General features: G+C 35.8%; 17 protein-coding genes. 6 read left to right on the plus strand and 11 right to left on the minus strand.

Annotation, left to right across the window (positions count from 1 at the left end):
• Window positions 1–148 precede the first annotated feature (148 nt).
• The gene (brnQ, locus tag JG554_RS12205; protein ID WP_046207009.1) at window positions 149–1453 is read left to right on the plus strand and encodes a branched-chain amino acid transport system II carrier protein; all 1305 of its coding nucleotides are present in this window, start codon (window positions 149–151) and stop codon (window positions 1451–1453) included.
• A 258-nt stretch (window positions 1454–1711) separates the two neighbouring features.
• Window positions 1712–2083, plus strand: a complete 372-nt coding sequence (locus JG554_RS12210) for an iron chaperone (protein WP_046207010.1) — start codon at window positions 1712–1714, stop codon at window positions 2081–2083.
• A gap of 77 nt (window positions 2084–2160) precedes the next feature.
• On the opposite strand, the gene JG554_RS12215 is transcribed toward JG554_RS12210, so the two are convergent.
• Window positions 2161–2901 carry an alpha/beta hydrolase gene (locus JG554_RS12215; RefSeq protein ID WP_046207011.1) on the minus strand — a complete coding sequence of 247 codons (741 nt, stop codon included), beginning with the start codon at window positions 2899–2901 and terminating at the stop codon, window positions 2161–2163.
• Between the two features lie 456 nt (window positions 2902–3357).
• Here JG554_RS12215 and JG554_RS12220 point away from each other — a divergent pair, with 456 nt between their 5' ends.
• Entirely contained in the window at window positions 3358–4587 is a 1230-nt protein-coding gene (locus JG554_RS12220; protein ID WP_064209609.1) for a pyridoxal-phosphate-dependent aminotransferase family protein, read from the plus strand.
• Window positions 4588–4755: 168 nt separating this feature from the next.
• On the opposite strand, the gene JG554_RS12225 is transcribed toward JG554_RS12220, so the two are convergent.
• The 9 genes from JG554_RS12225 to allC form a co-directional block, all read right to left on the minus strand.
• On the minus strand, window positions 4756–5964 hold the full coding sequence (locus JG554_RS12225; protein ID WP_046207013.1) for a CynX/NimT family MFS transporter: 1209 nt from the start codon (window positions 5962–5964) through the stop codon (window positions 4756–4758).
• Window positions 5965–6071: 107 nt separating this feature from the next.
• Window positions 6072–7019 (minus strand): carbamate kinase, encoded by a 948-nt coding sequence (arcC, locus tag JG554_RS12230; RefSeq protein WP_107359890.1) that lies wholly within the window; start codon window positions 7017–7019, stop codon window positions 6072–6074.
• A 13-nt stretch (window positions 7020–7032) separates the two neighbouring features.
• Window positions 7033–7803: an oxamate carbamoyltransferase subunit AllH family protein gene (locus JG554_RS12235; RefSeq protein WP_107359891.1), complete on the minus strand. Its 771-nt coding sequence runs from the start codon at window positions 7801–7803 to the stop codon at window positions 7033–7035.
• Window positions 7800–9065, minus strand: coding sequence for a YlbE family protein (locus JG554_RS12240; RefSeq protein WP_064209611.1), 1266 nt, complete (start codon window positions 9063–9065; stop codon window positions 7800–7802). The genes JG554_RS12235 and JG554_RS12240 overlap by 4 nt, the downstream gene beginning before the upstream one ends.
• Window position 9066: 1 nt before the next feature.
• Complete coding sequence (locus JG554_RS12245) at window positions 9067–10827, minus strand: acyl-CoA synthetase FdrA (RefSeq protein ID WP_064209612.1); 1761 nt, start codon at window positions 10825–10827, stop codon at window positions 9067–9069.
• 15 nt (window positions 10828–10842) lie between these two features.
• A complete protein-coding gene (gene allD / locus JG554_RS12250) occupies window positions 10843–11892 on the minus strand; it encodes an ureidoglycolate dehydrogenase (protein WP_046207018.1) in 1050 nt (349 codons plus the stop codon).
• 156 nt (window positions 11893–12048) lie between these two features.
• Window positions 12049–13080, minus strand: a complete 1032-nt coding sequence (gene allD, locus JG554_RS12255; protein ID WP_046207019.1) for an ureidoglycolate dehydrogenase — start codon at window positions 13078–13080, stop codon at window positions 12049–12051.
• Between the two features lie 15 nt (window positions 13081–13095).
• Window positions 13096–13884: a (S)-ureidoglycine aminohydrolase gene (allE, locus tag JG554_RS12260; RefSeq protein ID WP_046207020.1), complete on the minus strand. Its 789-nt coding sequence runs from the start codon at window positions 13882–13884 to the stop codon at window positions 13096–13098.
• A 125-nt stretch (window positions 13885–14009) separates the two neighbouring features.
• Window positions 14010–15242, minus strand: a complete 1233-nt coding sequence (gene allC, locus JG554_RS12265; RefSeq protein ID WP_107359892.1) for an allantoate deiminase — start codon at window positions 15240–15242, stop codon at window positions 14010–14012.
• 174 nt (window positions 15243–15416) lie between these two features.
• Between allC and JG554_RS12270 the strand changes: the two genes are divergently transcribed.
• From JG554_RS12270 to JG554_RS12280, 3 genes are all read left to right on the plus strand, one after another.
• Window positions 15417–16256, plus strand: coding sequence for an alpha/beta hydrolase (locus tag JG554_RS12270; RefSeq protein ID WP_107359893.1), 840 nt, complete (start codon window positions 15417–15419; stop codon window positions 16254–16256).
• 2 nt (window positions 16257–16258) lie between these two features.
• Window positions 16259–17509 carry a M20 family metallo-hydrolase gene (locus JG554_RS12275; RefSeq protein WP_070038335.1) on the plus strand — a complete coding sequence of 417 codons (1251 nt, stop codon included), beginning with the start codon at window positions 16259–16261 and terminating at the stop codon, window positions 17507–17509.
• Window positions 17510–17782: 273 nt separating this feature from the next.
• Window positions 17783–18370 carry a histidine phosphatase family protein gene (locus tag JG554_RS12280; protein ID WP_046207024.1) on the plus strand — a complete coding sequence of 196 codons (588 nt, stop codon included), beginning with the start codon at window positions 17783–17785 and terminating at the stop codon, window positions 18368–18370.
• A 123-nt stretch (window positions 18371–18493) separates the two neighbouring features.
• Here the strand turns inward: JG554_RS12280 and JG554_RS12285 are convergent, their stop codons facing one another.
• Window positions 18494–19840, minus strand: a complete 1347-nt coding sequence (locus JG554_RS12285; protein ID WP_107359894.1) for an alanine/glycine:cation symporter family protein — start codon at window positions 19838–19840, stop codon at window positions 18494–18496.
• Window positions 19841–20340: the final 500 nt, after the last annotated feature.

Here is a 20340-nt window from a genome sequence, read left to right on the forward strand (position 1 = left end):
TCACATTTACAAACATGACATTAAAAACTACTTCATTTAACATTTTAGACATTCTAATTTTCTGAAATTTCATTGAATTCATATAACTTTTATGTTATATTAATGTATGTTTTGCAACAAATAATTTTAAAAAAATAGAGGTATTAAAATGAATAGACTCATACTGATTTCTGGTCTAATGTTATTCTCATTTTTCTTTGGAGCCGGAAATCTAATATTTCCACCTATGTTAGGATATACAGCTCAAGAAAATATGTGGGTTTCAATGATAGGATTTTCAATCACTGGTATTTTATTACCATATTTAACAGTCATCGTCGTAGCTTATATGAACGGTGGCGTTGAAAGTATTGGTAACAAAGTCCATCCGTTATTTGGTACGATTTTTGCAATCTGTATTTATGCATCTATTGGTGCATTATATGGTATACCACGTGCTGCAAATGTCGCTTACGAAATTGGCACGAAAAACGTATTACCTGTACATAATCAATTAACTTTAATTATATTTTCAGCAGTCTTCTTCTTAGTTGTTTACTTGATTGCACTTTATCCAAATCGAATCATAGATAATTTAGGTAAATACCTAACACCTATTTTAATATGCATTATCGCTATTTTATGTATTTTAGTTATTATTAAACCAGAAGGTTCAATTGGTAAAGCTGGTGGCGACTTTGCGCAAACACCACTTGTGTCTGGTGTCTTAGAAGGTTATTTCACAATGGACCTCGTTGCTGCACTCGCTTTTTCAGTAGTCATTGTTCAAAGTTTTAAATTAAATGGTATTAATGAACCAAAGTTATTAGTTAAAAATGTTGTGAAAGCAGGTTTTATTTCTGCCGTGCTGTTATTTATCATTTATTTTGCTTTAGCTTATGTTGGCGCGACAACTGATCAAACAGGCTTAAAAGATGGCACAGATATTTTAACTTTTAACTCATTACGTGTATTTGGGTCTTTAGGAAACTTAATTTTTGGGATAATTGTGATACTAGCTTGTTTAACAACTTGTATTGGACTTGTAAATGCTTGTTCAGCGTTTGCAATGAAAAAATTACCAAAGATTTCTTATAAATTATTTGTACTTATCTTTTCAATATTAGGTTTTACTGTTTCTACTTTAGGATTAGAACTTATTTTGGAAATTGCTGTACCATTACTTACATTTATTTATCCAACATCTATCGTATTAGTGCTTATTTCGTTATTGAGTATCTTCATCTCATTTGAAATGAAATATAGCTTTATCATACCAACAATTGCAACATTGATTATTTCTTTATTACAAATATTAAATGACTTTAATTTAATTAAAATACTTAATGTTGTATATGCGCATTTCCCATTAGCAAATATCCAATTAGCATGGTTGATACCATTTATAGTGTGTCTGCTAATCGGTATTATTATCGATTTCTGCTATGCTAAATCGCAAGCTAAAATGACTTAAGTTAGTGCGCACTATTAACCAGACGGTATGTCAACACATATCCATTCTCATCAATACATCCCTTCAACTATGGGATGTATTTTTTATGTAAAATAGTAAAATTTCAAAAAGGTTTTCGGATTTTTAAAGTTGTTTATACGCATAATTTAGAATTTTCCATTATATTCACTCACCTATAAAATGATATATTTGTATGTAATTGGTATAATACATGTTAGCTATATAATAAAATTTGCTATTTAAGGATTGTGATTGGGTATGACTGAATTTAATGAATTTTTGGAGTCATTAGAAAATGACAAACAAACAGCCACAATGGAAGCTATCTTTAATTGGATTTCTGAGACTTTTCCTGAACTCGAAACAACAGTAAAATGGAATCAACCGATGTTTACGCATCACGGTACGTTTATTATTGCTTTTAGTAAATCTAAACAGCATTTCTCAGTAGCACCTGAAGCAAAAGGAATGGCTGAATTTACTGAACAGATTGCAGAATCTGGATATTCACAAACCAATAATTTATTTCGTATTAAATGGACACAAGACGTTAACTATGAACTATTGCAGTCCATGATTCAATTCAATATCGAAGACAAAGCGAATTGTACTACATTTTGGAGAACTTAATTTTAAACATATTGAAACATAAAAGGATGGCTCTACTCATATTGGGTAGAAACCATCCTTTTTAGTATTTAAATTGTTTATGTATAATCTTCAAAAAACGCTATCACATCTTGCTCTACATCCAAATGACCTTCACCATACGTCATTAAATGTTTACACGTAGGATAACCTTGAATTTCTTTATCCTCATGCTCAATTTGATTATAAATATAATTTGCACTAGCTTCATAAGCCTTTTCATCTTGTTCGCCAAACTTTATAGCAATAGGGACAGAAATTTGATTTAAGTGTGCCATCGCATCATCAACAAGTTTTTTAAATTTATCAAAACCAACGGCATAGTTTTCAATTTGATTCATCTGTTGTTGTATTGCTTCTTGTGACAAACCTACTAAGTTTCCCATGCGTTCTCCATAAAATTCCAGCCTTTTTGCAAGTCCAGCATCGTCTTTACTAAACGGTGTCGACATCACTGCAACAGAAGCAACCTGCTTTTCTTCCGCCAATTTTAAAGACAAAATACCGCCTAATGAGATGCCGCATACACTTATATTTGAATAACCTTGATCTTGCAAATATTGATATCCTTCTAGCGCATCTTGCCACCAATCCTCTGCGTCATAAGCCATCAATGATTCGAGCAATAAGCCATGCCCTTTATAGGAAGGCGCATAACATGTAAAACCAGCTTTATTTAATTTTGTAGCTAATAATTTTACATCTCTAATCGTACCTGTAAATGAATGTAATAACAATATAGCACGTTCAGAAGATTTATTTTCCAAAAATATCGGATTAGGTTCTTTTACATTTATCATCTATTGTCACTCCAACTTTTAACATCCATACACATTGTAATAGAAAATCGTTTACGATACAACGCGTTATGATTAATGAAAATCAAGATTGCTCAAACGACTATCTCTCAAAAAAATACAAGCCACTTCCTTAATGGAAGTAGCTTGCTTCTATGAGGAAGTCTGGAAACATGCCTAAGGCATGCTCACAGCGACCCATAGTGTGTGCATGCCCTTGGCATGCTTATATAGTGTACAATTTTATGTAAGTTCTTTCAAACATTTATAAATACTGAAACTATTGAAATTCATTTTATCTACATGCAAGTATATAGGATAATTTCTATTTATCTTCTTTATTTTTGTAATATTCAGATAAATGATTGTTAAATAATTATCGATTTTGACGAATATAACTCAGCTTTAATAAAGTATAATATATAATGACGGAATTTAAAGGAAAACGAGGTAATAAATATGGATGATTTAAAAATCAACAAAAGATTAATTATGACACCTGGCCCTGTTAGCGTAGACCCCCGCGTTTCACAAGCAATGTCAAACTCTATTTTAGGTCAATTTGACTATGAATTTGTAGACATTATGAATCAAACAATGGAACTAATTCGTAAATCTTTTTTAACAAAAAATCAATGGTCATTTCCTATTGATGGCACAAGTCGTGCTGGCTTAGAAGCTGTGATTTCCAGTATTGTTAAACCTGGTGATGATGTCCTAGTTCCAGTCATCGGACGTTTTGGCTATTTATTCGCTGAACTGGTTACGCGTGCTGGTGGTATCGTTCACAGCATTTATAAACCAATGGGAGAGGTGTTTGAACAATCAGAAATCATTGAAGCATTAGATCAATATCAACCAAAAGTACTTGCTATTGTACACGGTGAAACATCGACTGGTAGATTGCAACCAATTGATCAACTTGGTCGAGCATGTAAAGAAAGAGGGATATTTTCTGTTGTTGATGCTGTGGCTACATACCAAGGTATGGTTATTCCAGTAGATGAGTGGGAATTAGATGCAGTCATCGGTGGCGCTCAAAAATGTTTATCTATTCCTTCAGGTATTACCCCAATTACTTTCAACGATAGATTTAGTGATGCCATCAATGCGCGCAAACGTGTAGAACTTGGCATTCGCTCTACTGAAACCACAGAACCAGATCATTTTATCAGAAGTAATTATTTAGATTTAGCACAATTACAAGATTATTGGAGCCCAAAACGTTTAAATCACCATACTGAAGCAACGACTGCAATATATGCACTTCATACTGGTCTAAGATTAGCACTATCTGAAGGACTGGAAGCACGTGCGCAACGGCATGCCTTTCACCAAGAAGGTTTAAAAGCAGCCTTGAAGGCATTAGGACTCGAAATATACGGCAATGAATCGAACGAAATGAAAATGGTTATATGCGTTAATATTCCTGATGGTATAGATGATATAGCATTCAGAGACAGTTTATTAAAAAATTATGGCATAGAAATTGCAGGATCCTTTGGAGAGTTAAAAGGTAAAATATGGAGAATCGGTATCATGGGTTATGCTATCCAAAAACAGAATATCTTAACATTTTTAGCTGCATTTGCAACTCACCTTCTTGCTCAAGGTCATATCAAAAATCTTGATATAGAAAACGCAATTAAAACACTTATCAATCACTATGATAATAATGCGATATCATAAGATTTCAACACATCATTTGACTATATAAATCAAAAAAGGTACAACTCCAATCCTAAAATGATGCACATCTCAGAAGTTAGATTTTTAGTCCAACTTTAGAGGTGCCCATCAAAAACCATTGGTGTCGTACCTTTTTAATTTTTTCATTATAAATTTAAGTCTTTGCTATTATTCATCTTCTACAACTCTATTTTTAGCTGCAGGATAACCAAAAATAAAAAATAGTAATGACATGAGTAATAATGCAACAATGCCTGATATCCAATTTCCTGTGAAATCATGCAAGTATCCAATTAAAAATGGTCCAATCGCTGCAATTAAGTATCCTACAGATTGACCAAAACCGGATAATGAAATACTACCATCACTCGTCCGTGCACGGATTGAGAAGAATGTCATACATAAACTGAAACATGCTCCCATTGCTAAACCAGCAATAACCATACCAATAACAAGTAACACTAATGATTGTGTAAAGAATAAGCCAAAACCAGTTAAGAATAAAATTGTGATAATAACGACCAATATACGTTGGTCTTTCAATTTAGATGCTATAATTGGAAATGAAAATGTCATAGGTACTTGAGAAAATTGATTGAGCATTAATAAATAACCTGCTGTGGATGGATCTACCCCTCTATCAACTAATATAGATGGCACCCATGCGACAACGGTATAGAATACCATAGATTGGAAGCCCATCGTCAAAGCAACCATCCAAGCTAATTTAGATTTGACAATATTGACTTTCTTACGATGTTTGACTTGTGTTTGATCAATTGTATGTTGTTCTAATTGCGCACCTTGACGTGCTTTAGGAATCCACAAAATAATCGCGATAATACCTAGAATAATCCAAAATGACAGTGACAACCTAAAACCGAGTGATGTTTGTGATAATGGGAAGCTTAACCCGCCACCTAAGCCTGCTGTAAAGTTCATAGTTCCACTATAAATGCCCGTAGCAATGCCGATTTGCATTGGGAAATACCATTTTACATAGCTAGGTAGTACAACGTTACCAAATGCAATTGCTATCCCTAATACTAATGTACCAATAATAAATAAAGTAAAATCACCAGCTACACGTAAATACAATCCAATTATTAGTAATATAGTAGAGTACAGAATTGTACGAGACATTGTGATACGCGACGTTACTCTCGATACTAATGGAGAAACAATCGCAAAAATAATGAGCGGTATAGTAGTTAAGATGCCAGCAACACTGTTATTAATTTCCATTACATGCTTGATCTCATCAACTACAGGCCCTACTGATGTGAGTGGCGCACGTAAAGTAGAAGCAATAAACACAATTGCCAAAATTACGCCCCAATTTTCTTTAATTCTATGTATACGATAGGGTTCAGTCATCTTATACCACCTTTCTTCCAAACCTTTTAATATAATAATACAACGAATCGATCAAATGAAAACCATTTGAACGATTCGCAAGTAATTGTTTCTAAAGAACTCATCCATTATTGTTCAACATTTAATATAATACGTGTACCTGCTTTACCTTCTAATGCTTCAACTGCATCATCTAATGAACAGATAATCGCTTCTTTACCCATTTCAGCAAATTGAATCGCAGCTTCAATCTTAGGTAACATACTTCCTTCAGGGAATTGCCCTTCGGCAACATAAGTTTTTGCTTGTTCAACTGAAATTGTTGCTAATTTCTTTTCGTTCGGTTTACCAAAGTTCACACAAACATTTGATACATCTGTTAACATCATAAATGTGTCTGCTTCAACTTGCTGCGCAAGTTTTAAACCAGAGCGGTCTTTATCGATAACCGCTTCCACACCTTGAATATTCCCGTTTTCATCACGGTAAACTGGTATACCACCGCCACCAGATGAAATAACGATCGCTTGGTCAATCAATGCTTTGATTTGATTGACACCGTGAATCACGAGTGGCTCTGGTGAAGGAACAACACGACGGTAACCTCTACCAGCATCTTCTACCATCACAAAACCATGCGTTTCTTCTAGGCGTTTTGCTTCAATTTCGTCAAAAAATACGCCAATTGGTTTTGTTGGATTATCAAATGCCTTATCATCTTTATCCACTTCTACCATTGTTAATAATGTTACCACATCGCTTTGAATATTTAATGCATGTAAATGATTTTTTAAAGATTCTTCCATCATATAACCAATAAATCCTTGTGATTCAGCGTTACATGCATTGATTGGAAGTGGATCTACAACGTCTTTTGCCGCTTCATTTTGTGCAATAATATTACCGACTTGTGGTCCATTACCATGTGTAATGACAACGTTATGTCCAATTTTTTTCAACTCTGCCATTTTTCGTGTAGCAGCAAACACGTTTTTATATTGATTGTCGTATGACGCTTCTTGTTTAGGTTGTAAAATAGCGTTACCGCCTAAAGCAAGTACAACACGCTTACTCATACGTTTCACTCCTTCAAGTTAATGCTACAAACATGCCATATACTGTGTCTCTTCCTGATGACGAACCTACTTTAAGCAGTCGCTCAATATTTGCCAGTGACGGCTCATGTTGTAACTCTGATATTTTCGAACTAAACAACCCTTGCTGTGCGCATTTTAAAAATGTTTCTCCTACTAGTGTTGTTAATGGTTCATCAAGTAGTTGTTTTAACTTTTCTAAATTTGGTTTTCTAATATAAGGATCAGTAAAATGAATGAACAACATACCAGTTAGAATGTCATCACCAGAGGGCGTGAGCCCTTTTCCTCTACCAATTAAGTAGCGATAATAATGTTCTACGGTTTCAACATCTTCATCTTTAAGCGCATGTATGATTCGGCTCATTGTTTGGCGGTCAAAGTCACCTTCTTCATACATCGTAAAATCATATGTCGATATATTCTGCTTGAGTTCATCATTATTTACCTTTTCAGCGAAGTCTTTAAATGGCAATGATGGGACATGCCACACAAGTTGGCACGTTTTACTAATATATATCGTGTTAGGACCTATAGAGATTTGTTGGTTTAAAGCAATCTCTTTTAACAAACTTTGTTTCGTTTGTTGATCTATTAATATGCCGAACGGAAACATGCCATTTTCATCTGTACCTATAAATACCAGTTCTTGCGCATCATTGACAATATTGAATCCTTTGTTAAATATACTATGCACATAAAAGGTTTGATGATTTGCCAATATTTCCTGGGCAATATTGCCTATAGCTGTTGCGCGGAAAATCACGCTTTAAAACCTAATTTCTCAGCATATGCCGTAATTGCTTTTTCGAAACATTCAATCGGTGGGTGAACGGTACCTGCTCCGATTTGACCATAACCTGCAATTTTATGAGCAATACCTGTATTAATAACTGGCGTAATACCAGTTTCAACGACTTTACGTGCATCAATACCTAAGCAAGCACCTTTAAAGTTCCATGTAGGGATGGCAAAGTTTGGATTCTCACCGATACAAATTTCAGTCATTTCATTACTGATATCTAATGCGTCATCAAAGCCCCCAGTACCAACGAATCTAGTTACAGCTGGTGCAGCGATCATTGCCATACCACCAACACCAATCGTTTCAGTAATCGCTGAGTCACCAATATCAGTATTAGCATCTTCAGCAGAGTAACCTGTGAAGAATAGCCCATGTGGTGTATTGACTGGTGCAGTAAACCATTCATCGCCCATACCAGCGATACGAATACCAAAGTTTTCACCGTTACGACACATCGCTGTTACAACTGTACCGTGCTCAATTGTACGTGCTGCATCCATCATAGCTTTACCTGTAGCCATCGCTATGTTCAAGAAGAATTGGTCTGTATCAGCTAAGAATTGTAATACCTCAGTACGTTTTTCTGCTTCAACATCATCTAATGATGAGATGATAGGCGTAACTTCTTTTAAGAAAGCTAATGAAGCTGCAATGTTACGTTGGTGGAATTCATCACCCATTGCAATTGCTTTAGCGATTAATACGTTCACATTTAAACCATCGTTCATTTTGTGTAATGCCTTACTTAATACCGGTCCTAAAACATCTTTCATCCAGTGAAGACGATTGACTACTGTATCATTATAAGCACCGAAACGTAATACTGCGCCGATACCTTCGTTCATTTGGCAATATGCTTCGTTACCTGTTTCTCTGTTTTCCACAACAAGTACAGGCATATTAGCTGATGTAATACCACCCATTGGACCCACTGCATTGACGTGGTGACAAGGGATGAAAGTGATTTGACCTTCTTCTAACAATTTACGTGCGTCTTGTTCATTGTCTGCCCATCCTTCAAAAAGAATTGCACCGACACAAGAACCTTGCATAGGATCAGTCATATTTTCATATTTAATTGGTGGGCCAGCATGTAATAATACGTTTTCTTTGAGTTCAGGAATTTTAGATTTAGCTGGCACGACATCCACTAAAAATGGTGCTGCTGCAATCATCTTATCAATGACTGCTTGGTTAGCTTCATCTATTGTTTTATATGCCATTTTATACCGTCTCTCCTTCATAATTGTTTAAGAATTGCAGTACTTTCATTAATTTTTCGTCTCCTCCTGCAATTGGACGCCAGTTGAATTGAACGACTGGTGCATCGCTTGCTTGGATTGCTTCAGTAAAGCTCTTCAATCCAATGTTAATCACGCTTGGTTTCATGTTTATTAAATTCATCACTTTTTCATCGACAGTTAAATCTACAGGTTCTGAATCAAATGATTTCGTTGATAATTTTGGTTGTGCTACGCTGCTGCCAACTAAGTTAAGCGCAGTACGAACCATTTGGTCGTTTGTTTCACAAACAATCGCACCAGCTTCTTTTAAAGTTTTAACTTGATTATCATACCCTTGATGATCATGTTGCGTACCAACAACTGTAGCAAGCACTGCTAATGAACGACCATTAGCTTTAACTTTGTCTAAAATCGTTTTGATTGTCGGTGCAAGTTCGCTAGCCATATCATCATGACTACCATAACCAATAACATTATCTAACATAATTACAGCAGTTGATGGATCATCAGATGATGTTTCTAACATTTCAATGCGTTTCGATGGATCAATCATTGGATGTGGTCTACCTTGTGTATAAATGTCATCGCCTAAGTCGATAATTTCATGGTTTCCACCTTTATATGAGAATCCTTCTGGTGTTACTTCACCTGAAGCGTCGCCTAAAGTATCCTTCACTAACATTGCTGCTTCTGAAGCTAAAGTACCACCTGAATAATATCCTTTGATGCCGTCTTGATTGTCAGCAAATTTAATACCAAGATTTTCCTTAAAAGTTGGGTTAAATTGCGGCGTTTCATCATTAGATAGTTGGACAGATACGCGTGCCGCTTCTTCTAAAGTATATGCATGATAGATATTTTCTTCTGTGTAAGTTGGTTTAGAACCTAAGAATAAGGTAACCACAGGTTTTTCAATATTACGTAGAAGATTTAATACTTTTTCTTCGACTTCTTTAGCTGGTGGTTTAGATATAACAGTAATGACTTTAACTTTAGGATCGGCATTTAATGCTTTTATACTATCTAACATCGTAATCGCACCAACCTCAGTTGATAAGTCACGACCGCCAGTACCGATTGCATTTGTCACACCTTTGCCTTCACGGTCAATGATAGTAGTCACTTCTTGGATACCTGTACCAGAAGCACCGATAACGCCAATGTCACCTTCGTTCACTGTGTTAGTAAATGCAAGTGGTAGGCTATGGATTATCCCTGTACCACAGTCAGGCCCCATCACTAATAATCCTTTTTCATGCGCCATTTGTTTTAAGCGCACTTCGTCAGCTTTTGCAACGTTATCACTAAACATAAATACATTTAAATTGTTTTTCAAAGCAGTTTCAGCTTCCATCGCTGCATATTGACCAGGAATTGAAATTAATGCCAAGTTTGGATTGTTTGCTAATTCTAAAGCACGGTTCCAGTTTGAAGCTTCGTCTTGCTTTTTAGACTTGTCATCCTCTTCACCTTTACCTTTGAGTTCTGCATCAACTTGTTCATTAACTTCATCAACTTTAGATTCATCATCAGTATCTACGATAACAACGATGTCATTAGGTTTCGCATTATCTAATGCTTCAGTGTCAAATCCTGATGATTTGAAAATATCCTTATTGGCAGGCGTGCCCATCATAATTGAAACTTGGTTCACACCATCAATAGCAGACAATTTATTCGATAACAACATTAATACAATCGAATCTTGGTACGTGTTTTCTTTAATTATTGTGTATAACATACTATTCCTCCGTTATTATTCTGCAAATCTATTTTTTCCATGATAACGATCAAAGTGTACATCCTCTGACACTAAGTAATCGTAAATTTCATCAACTATTTCAATGCCTTTTTCATCGTATTTTTCACTACGTAAGCGTCCACGTTCACCTGGATAGAATATTTCTCCATATCCTTCAGCAGCTGGTTGCGCTTTTAGTTCATCTAACATCGTTGAAATACGTGATTTAAATTGATCTAAGTCAGTAAAAAATGCAGGGTTAATGACGATGTGTAATTGTCCTAGGTCACGACCTTTAGTTAAGTCTTTGTACATAGATGAAACATGAACACCATGTGGCACACCTAACAGGCTTCCAGACAAGATATCTACCATCATCATCAAACCGTAACCTTTTGGACCTGCCACTGGAACTAGTGCATGAACATCTCTTGCATTTGTTGTTGGCTCGCCGTTAGCATCTACTGCCCAAGTATCTGGAATAGATTGATGTTTGGCTCTAGCATCGAGCACTTTGCCCCATGCTTGTACTGTTGTCGCCATATCAAATGTAATAATTCTCTCATCATTAGACGGCGCACTAAATGCAATTGGATTTGTACCAAAATAAGGTTCTGTACCACCAAACGGTACGACCATTGGATCAGATTGACACATACTTAAACCAACCATGTTTGCTTTAGATGCCATTTCCACAAAGTAACCTAAGGCACCACTATGAGAGATATGTTTCACCCCAACAACTGCGACACCATTTTCTTTTGCCATTGCAATTGCTTTTTCCATCGCTTGTTTCGCAGCTTGATGTCCAGGGCCATTATCCCCTTCAAAAACACCTGTCGAAGGACCTGTTTGCTCAAATTGATACTCAGGGTTAGCAGTAATACCTCCCTTAGCAATACGTTCCGCATAATATTCCACTCTGACTGCACCATGAGAATGAATACCTCTATGGTCTGCAAAAGTCAAAACATCAGCGACATCCTTTGCAGCATCTTCATTTAATCCTGCTTTAACTAGTTTATTTTTCATTAAATCAAATAAATCATTTTTAGAAACACGCATATTACAACCTCCTTATTACTATTATTGTGTTATATTTCATTAAAATTTGTGTTTTCAAGCAGTAAAAAAAGAAGTTACTAAAGACGCACCATGCTAAATGTCATAAGTCACCATTTATTACATTAAATTATCTCGTTCACTTCTTTTTATTACTTCCTAATATATGTCATCAGATATTAAATAATCATAAATTTCTTGCGGAACTGGAATACCTCGCTCTGCATATTGTTTTTTAACTTCTTCTTGAATCTCACCTGGATAATACACTTGATCAAAACCTTTAGCAGGTTTAACGTCATGCAACTCATCTACCATGTCAGAAACCTGTGTTAAAAACTGTGTTTCATCACCAAAATATGCTGGATTAATTACGATATGAAATTGTCCTAATCTACGATATTGACTTAAATCTTCATACATTGAAGTGACATGCTTACCAAACGGTAAACCTAACAAGCTACCTGCTAATATGTCTACCATCATCATCAAACCGTAACCTTTTGGTCCGGCAACAGGTAATAACGCAGCTACTTCAAAAGGATCTGCAGTAGGTTCACCATGTTTGTCCACTGCCCATGTATTAGGTATTGATTTGTTTTTTGAGCGTGCATCTAATATTTTCCCCCACGCTTGTACCGTTGTTGCCATATCAAACAATATAGGATTACCACTTTTTCGTGGTGACGCAAAAGCGATTGGATTCGTACCAAAATAAGATTCTGTACCACCAAATGGTACGACCATTGGGTCAGATTGGCATACGGTTAATGCAACCATACCTTGTTTTGCAGCTTGTTCTGCAAAATAGCCAATGGCACCACTATGCCCCATCTCTTGAATACCTACCATGCCGATACCACTGGATTTTGCTAAATTGATCGCTTCTTCCATCGCTTGATATGCAACATAATGGCCAACAGCATTATCGCCGAAGTATGTGCCTGCTGAAGGACCCGTCTTCGTAAATTTCAAATCTGGTTCCAAATTAAAACCTTTTTTAGCAATTCGTTCTGCATAATACTGCATTCGAACTGAGCCATGTGAATGAATGCCTCGTTCGTCAGCAAATATCATCAGATCTGCTGTTTTTTCAGCTTGCGCGTCAGGTAAACCTGCGTGTGTTAATTTCTCTTTAAATAATTGGCGTAGTTTACCACGTTCGACGTATATTAATGCTCCCTCTTCCATGACTAACAACCTTCCTTAAATTTCTATATCTCTATTTGCATCCTTGGAATAGATGTAAGCGAATGGTTCGTCTAAACCAACAGCATAAGTTGCTTGTGGTGCATAAGCACCCATAAAGATATAATCACCTTTATCAACTGGTTGCCATTCGTTGTCTAAGTTGTACATACCACGCCCACTTAATACATAAGCCCCATGTTCTTGAACGTGTGTTTCAATATAACCGTGTGAAGCACCTGGTTTAAATGACAAGATGTGAATATTCATATCATATGCTAATTCTTTTGGTAGCAAATCAAGAATTTTAACTTCTTCCATGCCTTCATATGGCTCTTGAACCATATCATTAACGTTTCCAGTTACAACTTCTGGCGTATAACCTTCTAAAGGTTGATAACGTTTTTTATATAAGAATACTCGGCTGTCATTATTTTGATTGCTATTTTCAAATGTCATTACTTGATGAGATGGTACATATAAATAACCACCTGCACTCAATTCATATTTTTTATCATCTGCATACGCGTTGATGTTTCCATATTCAACATAGATGAATGTTTGAACACCATTTCCACCAAATCCTTGTCTATTTCCACCTTGATTTTTCAATGTTACGAGGTAGTCTACGAAACGCGCACCAAGTCTTGGTGAACCTAAAATCGTTACGTCACAATCTTCAAAACCAGGTACAACATTATTTACTAAACCATCTGGTGTGATGACTGCATAGTTATCTTTTTTAATTACTGAACGTGTTTCTAATAAACCTTCTCTATATCCTTGATTATGATTAATATAACCCATAAATAAAATGCTCCTTTTCTTTATCTGTATTTAAAATCTTTTTTGCTTTTCTCTATAAAAAGTTTGTTGAACCATGTTTATTTATATAGCCCAATGATGTTGTTCTAGTTGTCTATGACTAAGTATTATTCTTTATAAGCAAGTTTATATAATACTTGTTTTAACACTTCGATACCTTTAACTAAATCTTCTACATTTGTCTCTTCTTCAACGTTGTGACTCACACCATTAATAGATGGTACAAACAACATTGATGTCGGCACATATTTAGCAAAAATTTGAGAATCGTGACCTGCACCAGAAGGCATTAATTTCCACTTTGATTCACCCACTACTGTTTCAGCAGCATTTTGAACTTCTTTAACCAAGCGTTCATCCATCAAAGTCGGTGCTTCATCCATCCATAAATCGATGTCGCATTGCACGCCTTCTTCTTCAGATACACGTTTAATACATGCATCAATTTCTTCTGCAAATTGATTTAACTCATCTTGATTAATATGACGACAATCAATAGAGAACGTAACTTCTCCTGGAACCACATTAACTGTATTTGGCACTGGGTCTACACGACCAAATGTAATGACTAATGGATCACCTATTTCTCGCGCACGATCTGTTAATTGATTAGCAATTTTGCTGAAAGCTACAACTGCGTCATTTCTCAAGCCCATCGGTGTCGTACCTGCATGGTTTGCTTCACCTTTTAAGTTAATCGTATAACGTTTTTGACCAACGATGCCGTTAACGACACCAATTGATTTATTTTCCGTCTCTAATACTTTACCTTGTTCAATATGCACTTCGATAAATGATTTTATGTAACTATAATCATTATCTGCTGTTCGATAATCAAAGCCACATTCACGCATCGCTTCTTTAAAAGCAACACCTTCACCATCAGCAATTGAATCTACATCAGCTTTATCAGCTAAGTTGAAGAAGTTTTTACTTCCCCAGAAAGCAAATGGGAAACGACTACCTTCCTCTTCCGCTAAAGCTAAAATTTCTAATGAACGTAATGGTTGGCCATATTCGGCTTTAAGTGACTGCATCGCAACAACAGCAGCTAACACACCAAATTGACCATCTAAATGGCCACCTTCAACAACTGTGTCAATGTGAGAGCCGGACATAATTGTTTGTTCAGGGTATTTACTACCTTCAATACGTCCTTTTAAGTTGCCGATGCTATCGAATTCTGTTTCAAATCCATCTTTTTCTAGTGTTTCTTTCAATGCTTGTACAGCATTTGACCATTCTTTAGAATAAAGTAGACGCGTGATGCCTCCACCAGTCAAACCGCCAAACGCAGTGAATTTTTTGTCTAGAGCCTCAAAAGAAGATCGGATGTCCATGTAATTCAACTCCTTTTTCATTTCACATACAATTATAAGCGTTTACATATGACTTATCATTCACAATTCTAACAATAATGTTCTTTACTTTTATTCGATTTATACAAATACGTCGTGTTTTTTATTTGAGATAATATATTTAGCAAAATATATCTAATAGGAGGCTAGGTCAATTTGACTCAACAAAAAGCTACTTGTCTATCAAAGGATGGTTTTCCATTACCTTATTCCATCATAGCAGCTAAAAACCAAAGCCCTAAAGGCGTCATTATGTACTTTCATGGTGGCGGACTCATTTTTGGACAACCAAACGATTTACCGCAAGCGTATATAGATATTTTATCCGAATCCTATCACTTAATAATGGTTTCCTATCGACTTGCCCCAGAAAGTCATATTGATACGATTATTGAAGATGCACTGAGTAACTACGATCATTTAAAATCACTTTATCCTTCGTTACCACTGATTACCTTCGGACGTTCAGCCGGTGCATTTTTAGCTATGCTTGTCGCACGTCATCGTAAAGTTGATAGTATCATTGATTTCTATGGTTACTCACGTGTACATGTGCCTGCCTTTTTGAAGCCAAATAAACAATATCAAGCGCTATCTACACAAATTACACCGAAAATATTAAATCAATTGATTCAATCTAAACCATTAACATCTGCGCCGTTGCAAACAAGATATCCAATTTACTTATATGTTCGTGGTCAAGCACGTTGGATGTCCTATTTAGGGATTCAATCATCTACACAAAGCACTTATAATATCACACCACAAGAAATGAAAAACTTCCCTCCTATGTTCATTGTACACTGTACAGGAGATCCTGATGTACCTTATAGTGAAAGTGAATATATAGCTAGATTAATTGAAACGAGTCACTTTGAACGTTTAGACCTAGACAGCCATGATTTTGATCGTGAAGTTAACTCAACGAGTAAAGCAGTATATGAACGAGTTATTCAATTTTTGAATCAAATTAAACTGAATATCGAAGGGGATTAATGATGAACTTACAAAATGTAATAGAAAATTTTCAAACATTTAATAATTTTGCTCGCAACCCCAAAAACGGGGGGATTAACCGCATTGCTTTTAGTCATCCAGAACGTGTCGCAGCCTTAAAATTTTCAATGTTATGTCAAAAGGCAGGTTTAGATGTTTACTTTGATTTCTTTGGTAATGTTATTGCACGTAGAGAAGGAAAGCATCCTTCTTTAAAACCAATTGTACTAGGCTCACATATCGACACTGTAAAGGATGGCGGCCAATATGACGGTCTATTAGGTGTGCTTGGTGCACTGGAAGTAGTCGAACATTTAAACGCGCATCATATAGAAACGGATCATCCAATTATAATTATTGCATTTGCTTGCGAAGAATCTACACGTTTCAACGAAGCAACTTTAGGAAGTAAATACCTTACTGGTAAAATGACAAAAGATGATATGAAATTTATCAAAGATAACGATGGCAACGTACTTTACGATATTGTTGCACCTTTAGCACAAGATATGAACGGTAAAGCAGCATTATTTGAAAGAAACAAAATCAAAGCATTTTTAGAATTACATATTGAACAAGGTCCAATTCTTGAAAATAATCAAAAAGATATTGGCATCGTCACACACATTGCTGCACCACACCGCTTCAAGTTACAAATAGCTGGTATTACTAGCCACTCAGGATCAACACCTATGCCGATGCGTACAGACGCATTGACTACTGCTGCTGAAGTCATTTTAAAAATCGAAGCCTTAGGTCAGGCTTATCATGATAAGGGGATAGTAACGACTGTGGGGTATGCCAACGTTTATCCTAATACAATGAATGCAATTCCTGGTGAAGTCACACTACTCATCGATATTCGAGGAAAAGATGAAGATATTCGAGAAAAAGTTGTCGAAGAGATGAAAACGCACATCGAAACCATTACCACAAAACGTCAAGCAGATTATGAATTAGAAGATTTAGGTCAGGATCAACCTCGACAATTTAATCAAGCGATTGCTAAGATTTCTGAAGACGGTTGTAAGGCACTAGCATATCAATATCGCTATATGTATAGTGGTGCCGGTCATGATGCGATGAATTTCGCACCCATTTGTCCTACAAGTATGATTTTTATTCCATGTAAAAATGGCATTAGTCATTCGCCAAAAGAGTCTGTAACCGATAGCCAAATCGAAAAAGGTATTAATGTGATGATTGCAACAACGATCGAATTAGCAAAAGTTGACACAGTACTGGAAACTTAATGCATATTAGTCTTTTGACCTATCAATCGCAATATGATATACAATCTTTCAGCATAATCACACCAATCATGATCATGCATCATTTCATAAACACAGGGTTCTTGAAACCAACGCCTGTTGATATGTGTTTCACCATCTAACACAAGCAAACGTGTTATGATTATTTATAATATGTGGAAATTTAATTCGTGTTATACCATAATAAATAGAAAAATCGTTAATAATATCAAAGAGATACTGCTTAAAACACATCAAGGTAAAGGTTGATTTATAATGACAAAAATATGTTTTATTAGACATGGAGAAACAGATTGGAATATTGCTGGTAAATTACAGGGCAGAACAGACATCCCATTGAATGAATCAGGCATAAAACAAGCGCAAGCTTGTGGCACTTCCTTACTTCAAAATGAATGGGACCTCATGATTACGAGCCCATTACTAAGAGCTAAAGAAACTGGACAAATTATTCAACAAAAGTTAAACATACCGCTTTATGAAAAGGAATCATTTATTGAAGTTGCATTTGGAGATGCAGAAGGCCTTACTTATTACGAACGAGATGCGCGTTTTCCGAATCGTGAATATCCAAACAAAGAAACTGAAGCAATGATTACCGAACGTTTTTTAAAGGGGATTCAGACCGTACATCAAGATCACACAAATAAAAATATTTTAATTATCTCTCACGGCGCCTTTATTAATGCTATATTCTATTATTTTTCTAATGGAGCAATCGGCACTGGTATTACTAGACTTGCTAATGGTAGTTTCAGTACATTAGAAATTAACGACAATAACACGCACATCCTAGACTATAATACGACACATCATTTACCAGTTCAGAGCCCGAAATCATAAATATCATCAACAATTAAAAGTACCATAACACTCATTCATGATGCATCGTACTAAAAGTTAAAGCCAATATTTCCTTTTAGTAATGACAAGTATGAGGTTTGGTACTTTTTATATTAATAAGGTTTATTTATAATTTTTAAAGAAATCTGTGGTTAACGATTTCACTTTTGGCGATAACATTATCACTGCGATAACGTTTGGAATCAATACGGCTGCAAGTGCCAAATCAAGCAAGTCCCACAATTGTTGTGCAGCACCTAACGCACCTACGATCATCGAAAGCACATATATTGTTTTCATCACCCAACCTGCCGTAAGTCCAAATAAAAATTCTGCCATTCTTGATCCATAAAAAATAACTACTACAACGGTTGAAAATACGAAGAACATCATCGAAATAGATACCATCATACTTCCAAATTGACCAAAAGTATTTTCAAATGCTCTGGCAGTTAACGCTGCAGACTGTGCTTTCGCATCACTCGCTTTCCAAACACCTGAAACTAAAACAACAAAACCAGTGGTACTACAAATGATTAACGTGTCTACCACAATTTCACTGATACCCCAGAAAGCTTGTCGAACTGGGTGGTCCGTTTTTGCAGCTGCATGCGCAATTGACGATGTACCAAGACCAGCTTCATTAGAATAAATCCCTCTCGCAAAGCCCCAACGAATTGTAGTAGCTAATGCTGCACCAAATGTACCTCCTATAGCTGCCGTAGGATTAAATGCCTGTTCTATCACTAACCAAATAACATTAGGGACATGACTAATATTCATTAAAATGATTAAAAAGCCAAAAAAACAGTAAAGCCCAACCATGATTGGTACAATTTTTTCAGCAAACGAAGCAATACGTTTCACACCGCCAAAAACGACAAGTGCAGCAAGAACTGCTAATATAACACCAGAAACCGCCATAGGCACATTAAATGTATCCTTCATCGTGCTCGCTGCAGAATGACCTTGAACCATAATACTTGGAACAATTTCAATCATCAGCGCAAAGGCAAATATCAACGAAAAAATTGTGCCTAACTTCTTGTTTTTAAAGCCTTTTTTCATGTAATAAGTCGGACCGCCCACAAACTCACCTTTTTTATTTTGCTCACGATAGTGGACACCTAAGACATTCTCACTAAATTTTAAAGCCATGCCTAAAAAAGCGATAACCATCATCCAAAATACCGCACCAGGCCCACCCATCATTATCGCAGTAGGTACACCCACAATATTAGCTGCACCTACAGTTGAAGATAAGGCGGAAGTTAAAGCCTGACGTGGTGTAATTGTTCCTTCCCCTCTAGGTTTTTTATTAACACTCCCAAATGTTTGTTTGAGCATATAGAAAAAATGCCTAAATTGAATAAAATTTAAATAGACTGTCAAAAATACACTTGCAAACAAAAGCAGGAGTACAAGTGGATAACCCCATAACCAATCCGAAAAAGAAATTAATTTTTCCAAATATTACAACCCCTTTGCTTTAAAGCATCTCACCATATGTTTTGATCAAAGTAATATGACTTTAAGCTCCAATCACTTTAAAAGCGATATATGTAGATACTTAAAAATGTAATATGTAATATTATTCCCTAGAGTCGTTCACTCAAACCGAGTTCAGAGCTTGTGAAAACAAAAAATAGTCCCGTTAATAAATGGATCAGTTTTTGTTTCTTTACAGTATTAATAAATTTCAAATCTTCAGCTCTATCCTAAATATCAATGGTCTGCTACATTTACTTCTATTTCTTTGAATCACTTGTCTCACTGATTTGATTGATATATTGTAATCATTTTGAGTGATGTTGGCAGTGGTTTATACCTACTCCTGTGGTAAGCACACTAGCGAAAGACTACAGCTAAGGCAATGGCCCTAGAAAGCGCGCATAAAAAAACTGCCAACAAAGTCAGAGACTTTGTAGACAGTATGGACCAATCCATTTAGTAAACGGATTAATCCTTGT

Source organism: Staphylococcus sp. 11-B-312 (assembly GCF_016743055.1).
In the GTDB taxonomy this organism is placed as follows: domain Bacteria; phylum Bacillota; class Bacilli; order Staphylococcales; family Staphylococcaceae; genus Staphylococcus; species Staphylococcus ureilyticus.

Excerpts from the sequence above, each read along its gene's own strand:
- JG554_RS12210 (WP_046207010.1), top strand. The coding sequence starts at position 1,712 with ATGACTGAATTTAATGAATTTTTGGAGTCATTAGAAAATGACAAACAA.
- allC (WP_107359892.1), bottom strand. The coding sequence starts at position 15,242 with ATGGACATCCGATCTTCTTTTGAGGCTCTAGACAAAAAATTCACTGCG.
- JG554_RS12240 (WP_064209611.1), bottom strand. The coding sequence starts at position 9,065 with ATGGCATATAAAACAATAGATGAAGCTAACCAAGCAGTCATTGATAAG.
- JG554_RS12275 (WP_070038335.1), top strand. The coding sequence starts at position 16,259 with ATGAACTTACAAAATGTAATAGAAAATTTTCAAACATTTAATAATTTT.
- JG554_RS12225 (WP_046207013.1), bottom strand. The coding sequence starts at position 5,964 with ATGACTGAACCCTATCGTATACATAGAATTAAAGAAAATTGGGGCGTA.
- brnQ (WP_046207009.1), top strand. The coding sequence starts at position 149 with ATGAATAGACTCATACTGATTTCTGGTCTAATGTTATTCTCATTTTTC.
- JG554_RS12280 (WP_046207024.1), top strand. The coding sequence starts at position 17,783 with ATGACAAAAATATGTTTTATTAGACATGGAGAAACAGATTGGAATATT.
- JG554_RS12215 (WP_046207011.1), bottom strand. The coding sequence starts at position 2,901 with ATGATAAATGTAAAAGAACCTAATCCGATATTTTTGGAAAATAAATCT.
- arcC (WP_107359890.1), bottom strand. The coding sequence starts at position 7,019 with ATGAGTAAGCGTGTTGTACTTGCTTTAGGCGGTAACGCTATTTTACAA.
- JG554_RS12220 (WP_064209609.1), top strand. The coding sequence starts at position 3,358 with ATGGATGATTTAAAAATCAACAAAAGATTAATTATGACACCTGGCCCT.
- JG554_RS12245 (WP_064209612.1), bottom strand. The coding sequence starts at position 10,827 with ATGTTATACACAATAATTAAAGAAAACACGTACCAAGATTCGATTGTA.
- allD (WP_046207018.1), bottom strand. The coding sequence starts at position 11,892 with ATGCGTGTTTCTAAAAATGATTTATTTGATTTAATGAAAAATAAACTA.
- allD (WP_046207019.1), bottom strand. The coding sequence starts at position 13,080 with ATGGAAGAGGGAGCATTAATATACGTCGAACGTGGTAAACTACGCCAA.
- allE (WP_046207020.1), bottom strand. The coding sequence starts at position 13,884 with ATGGGTTATATTAATCATAATCAAGGATATAGAGAAGGTTTATTAGAA.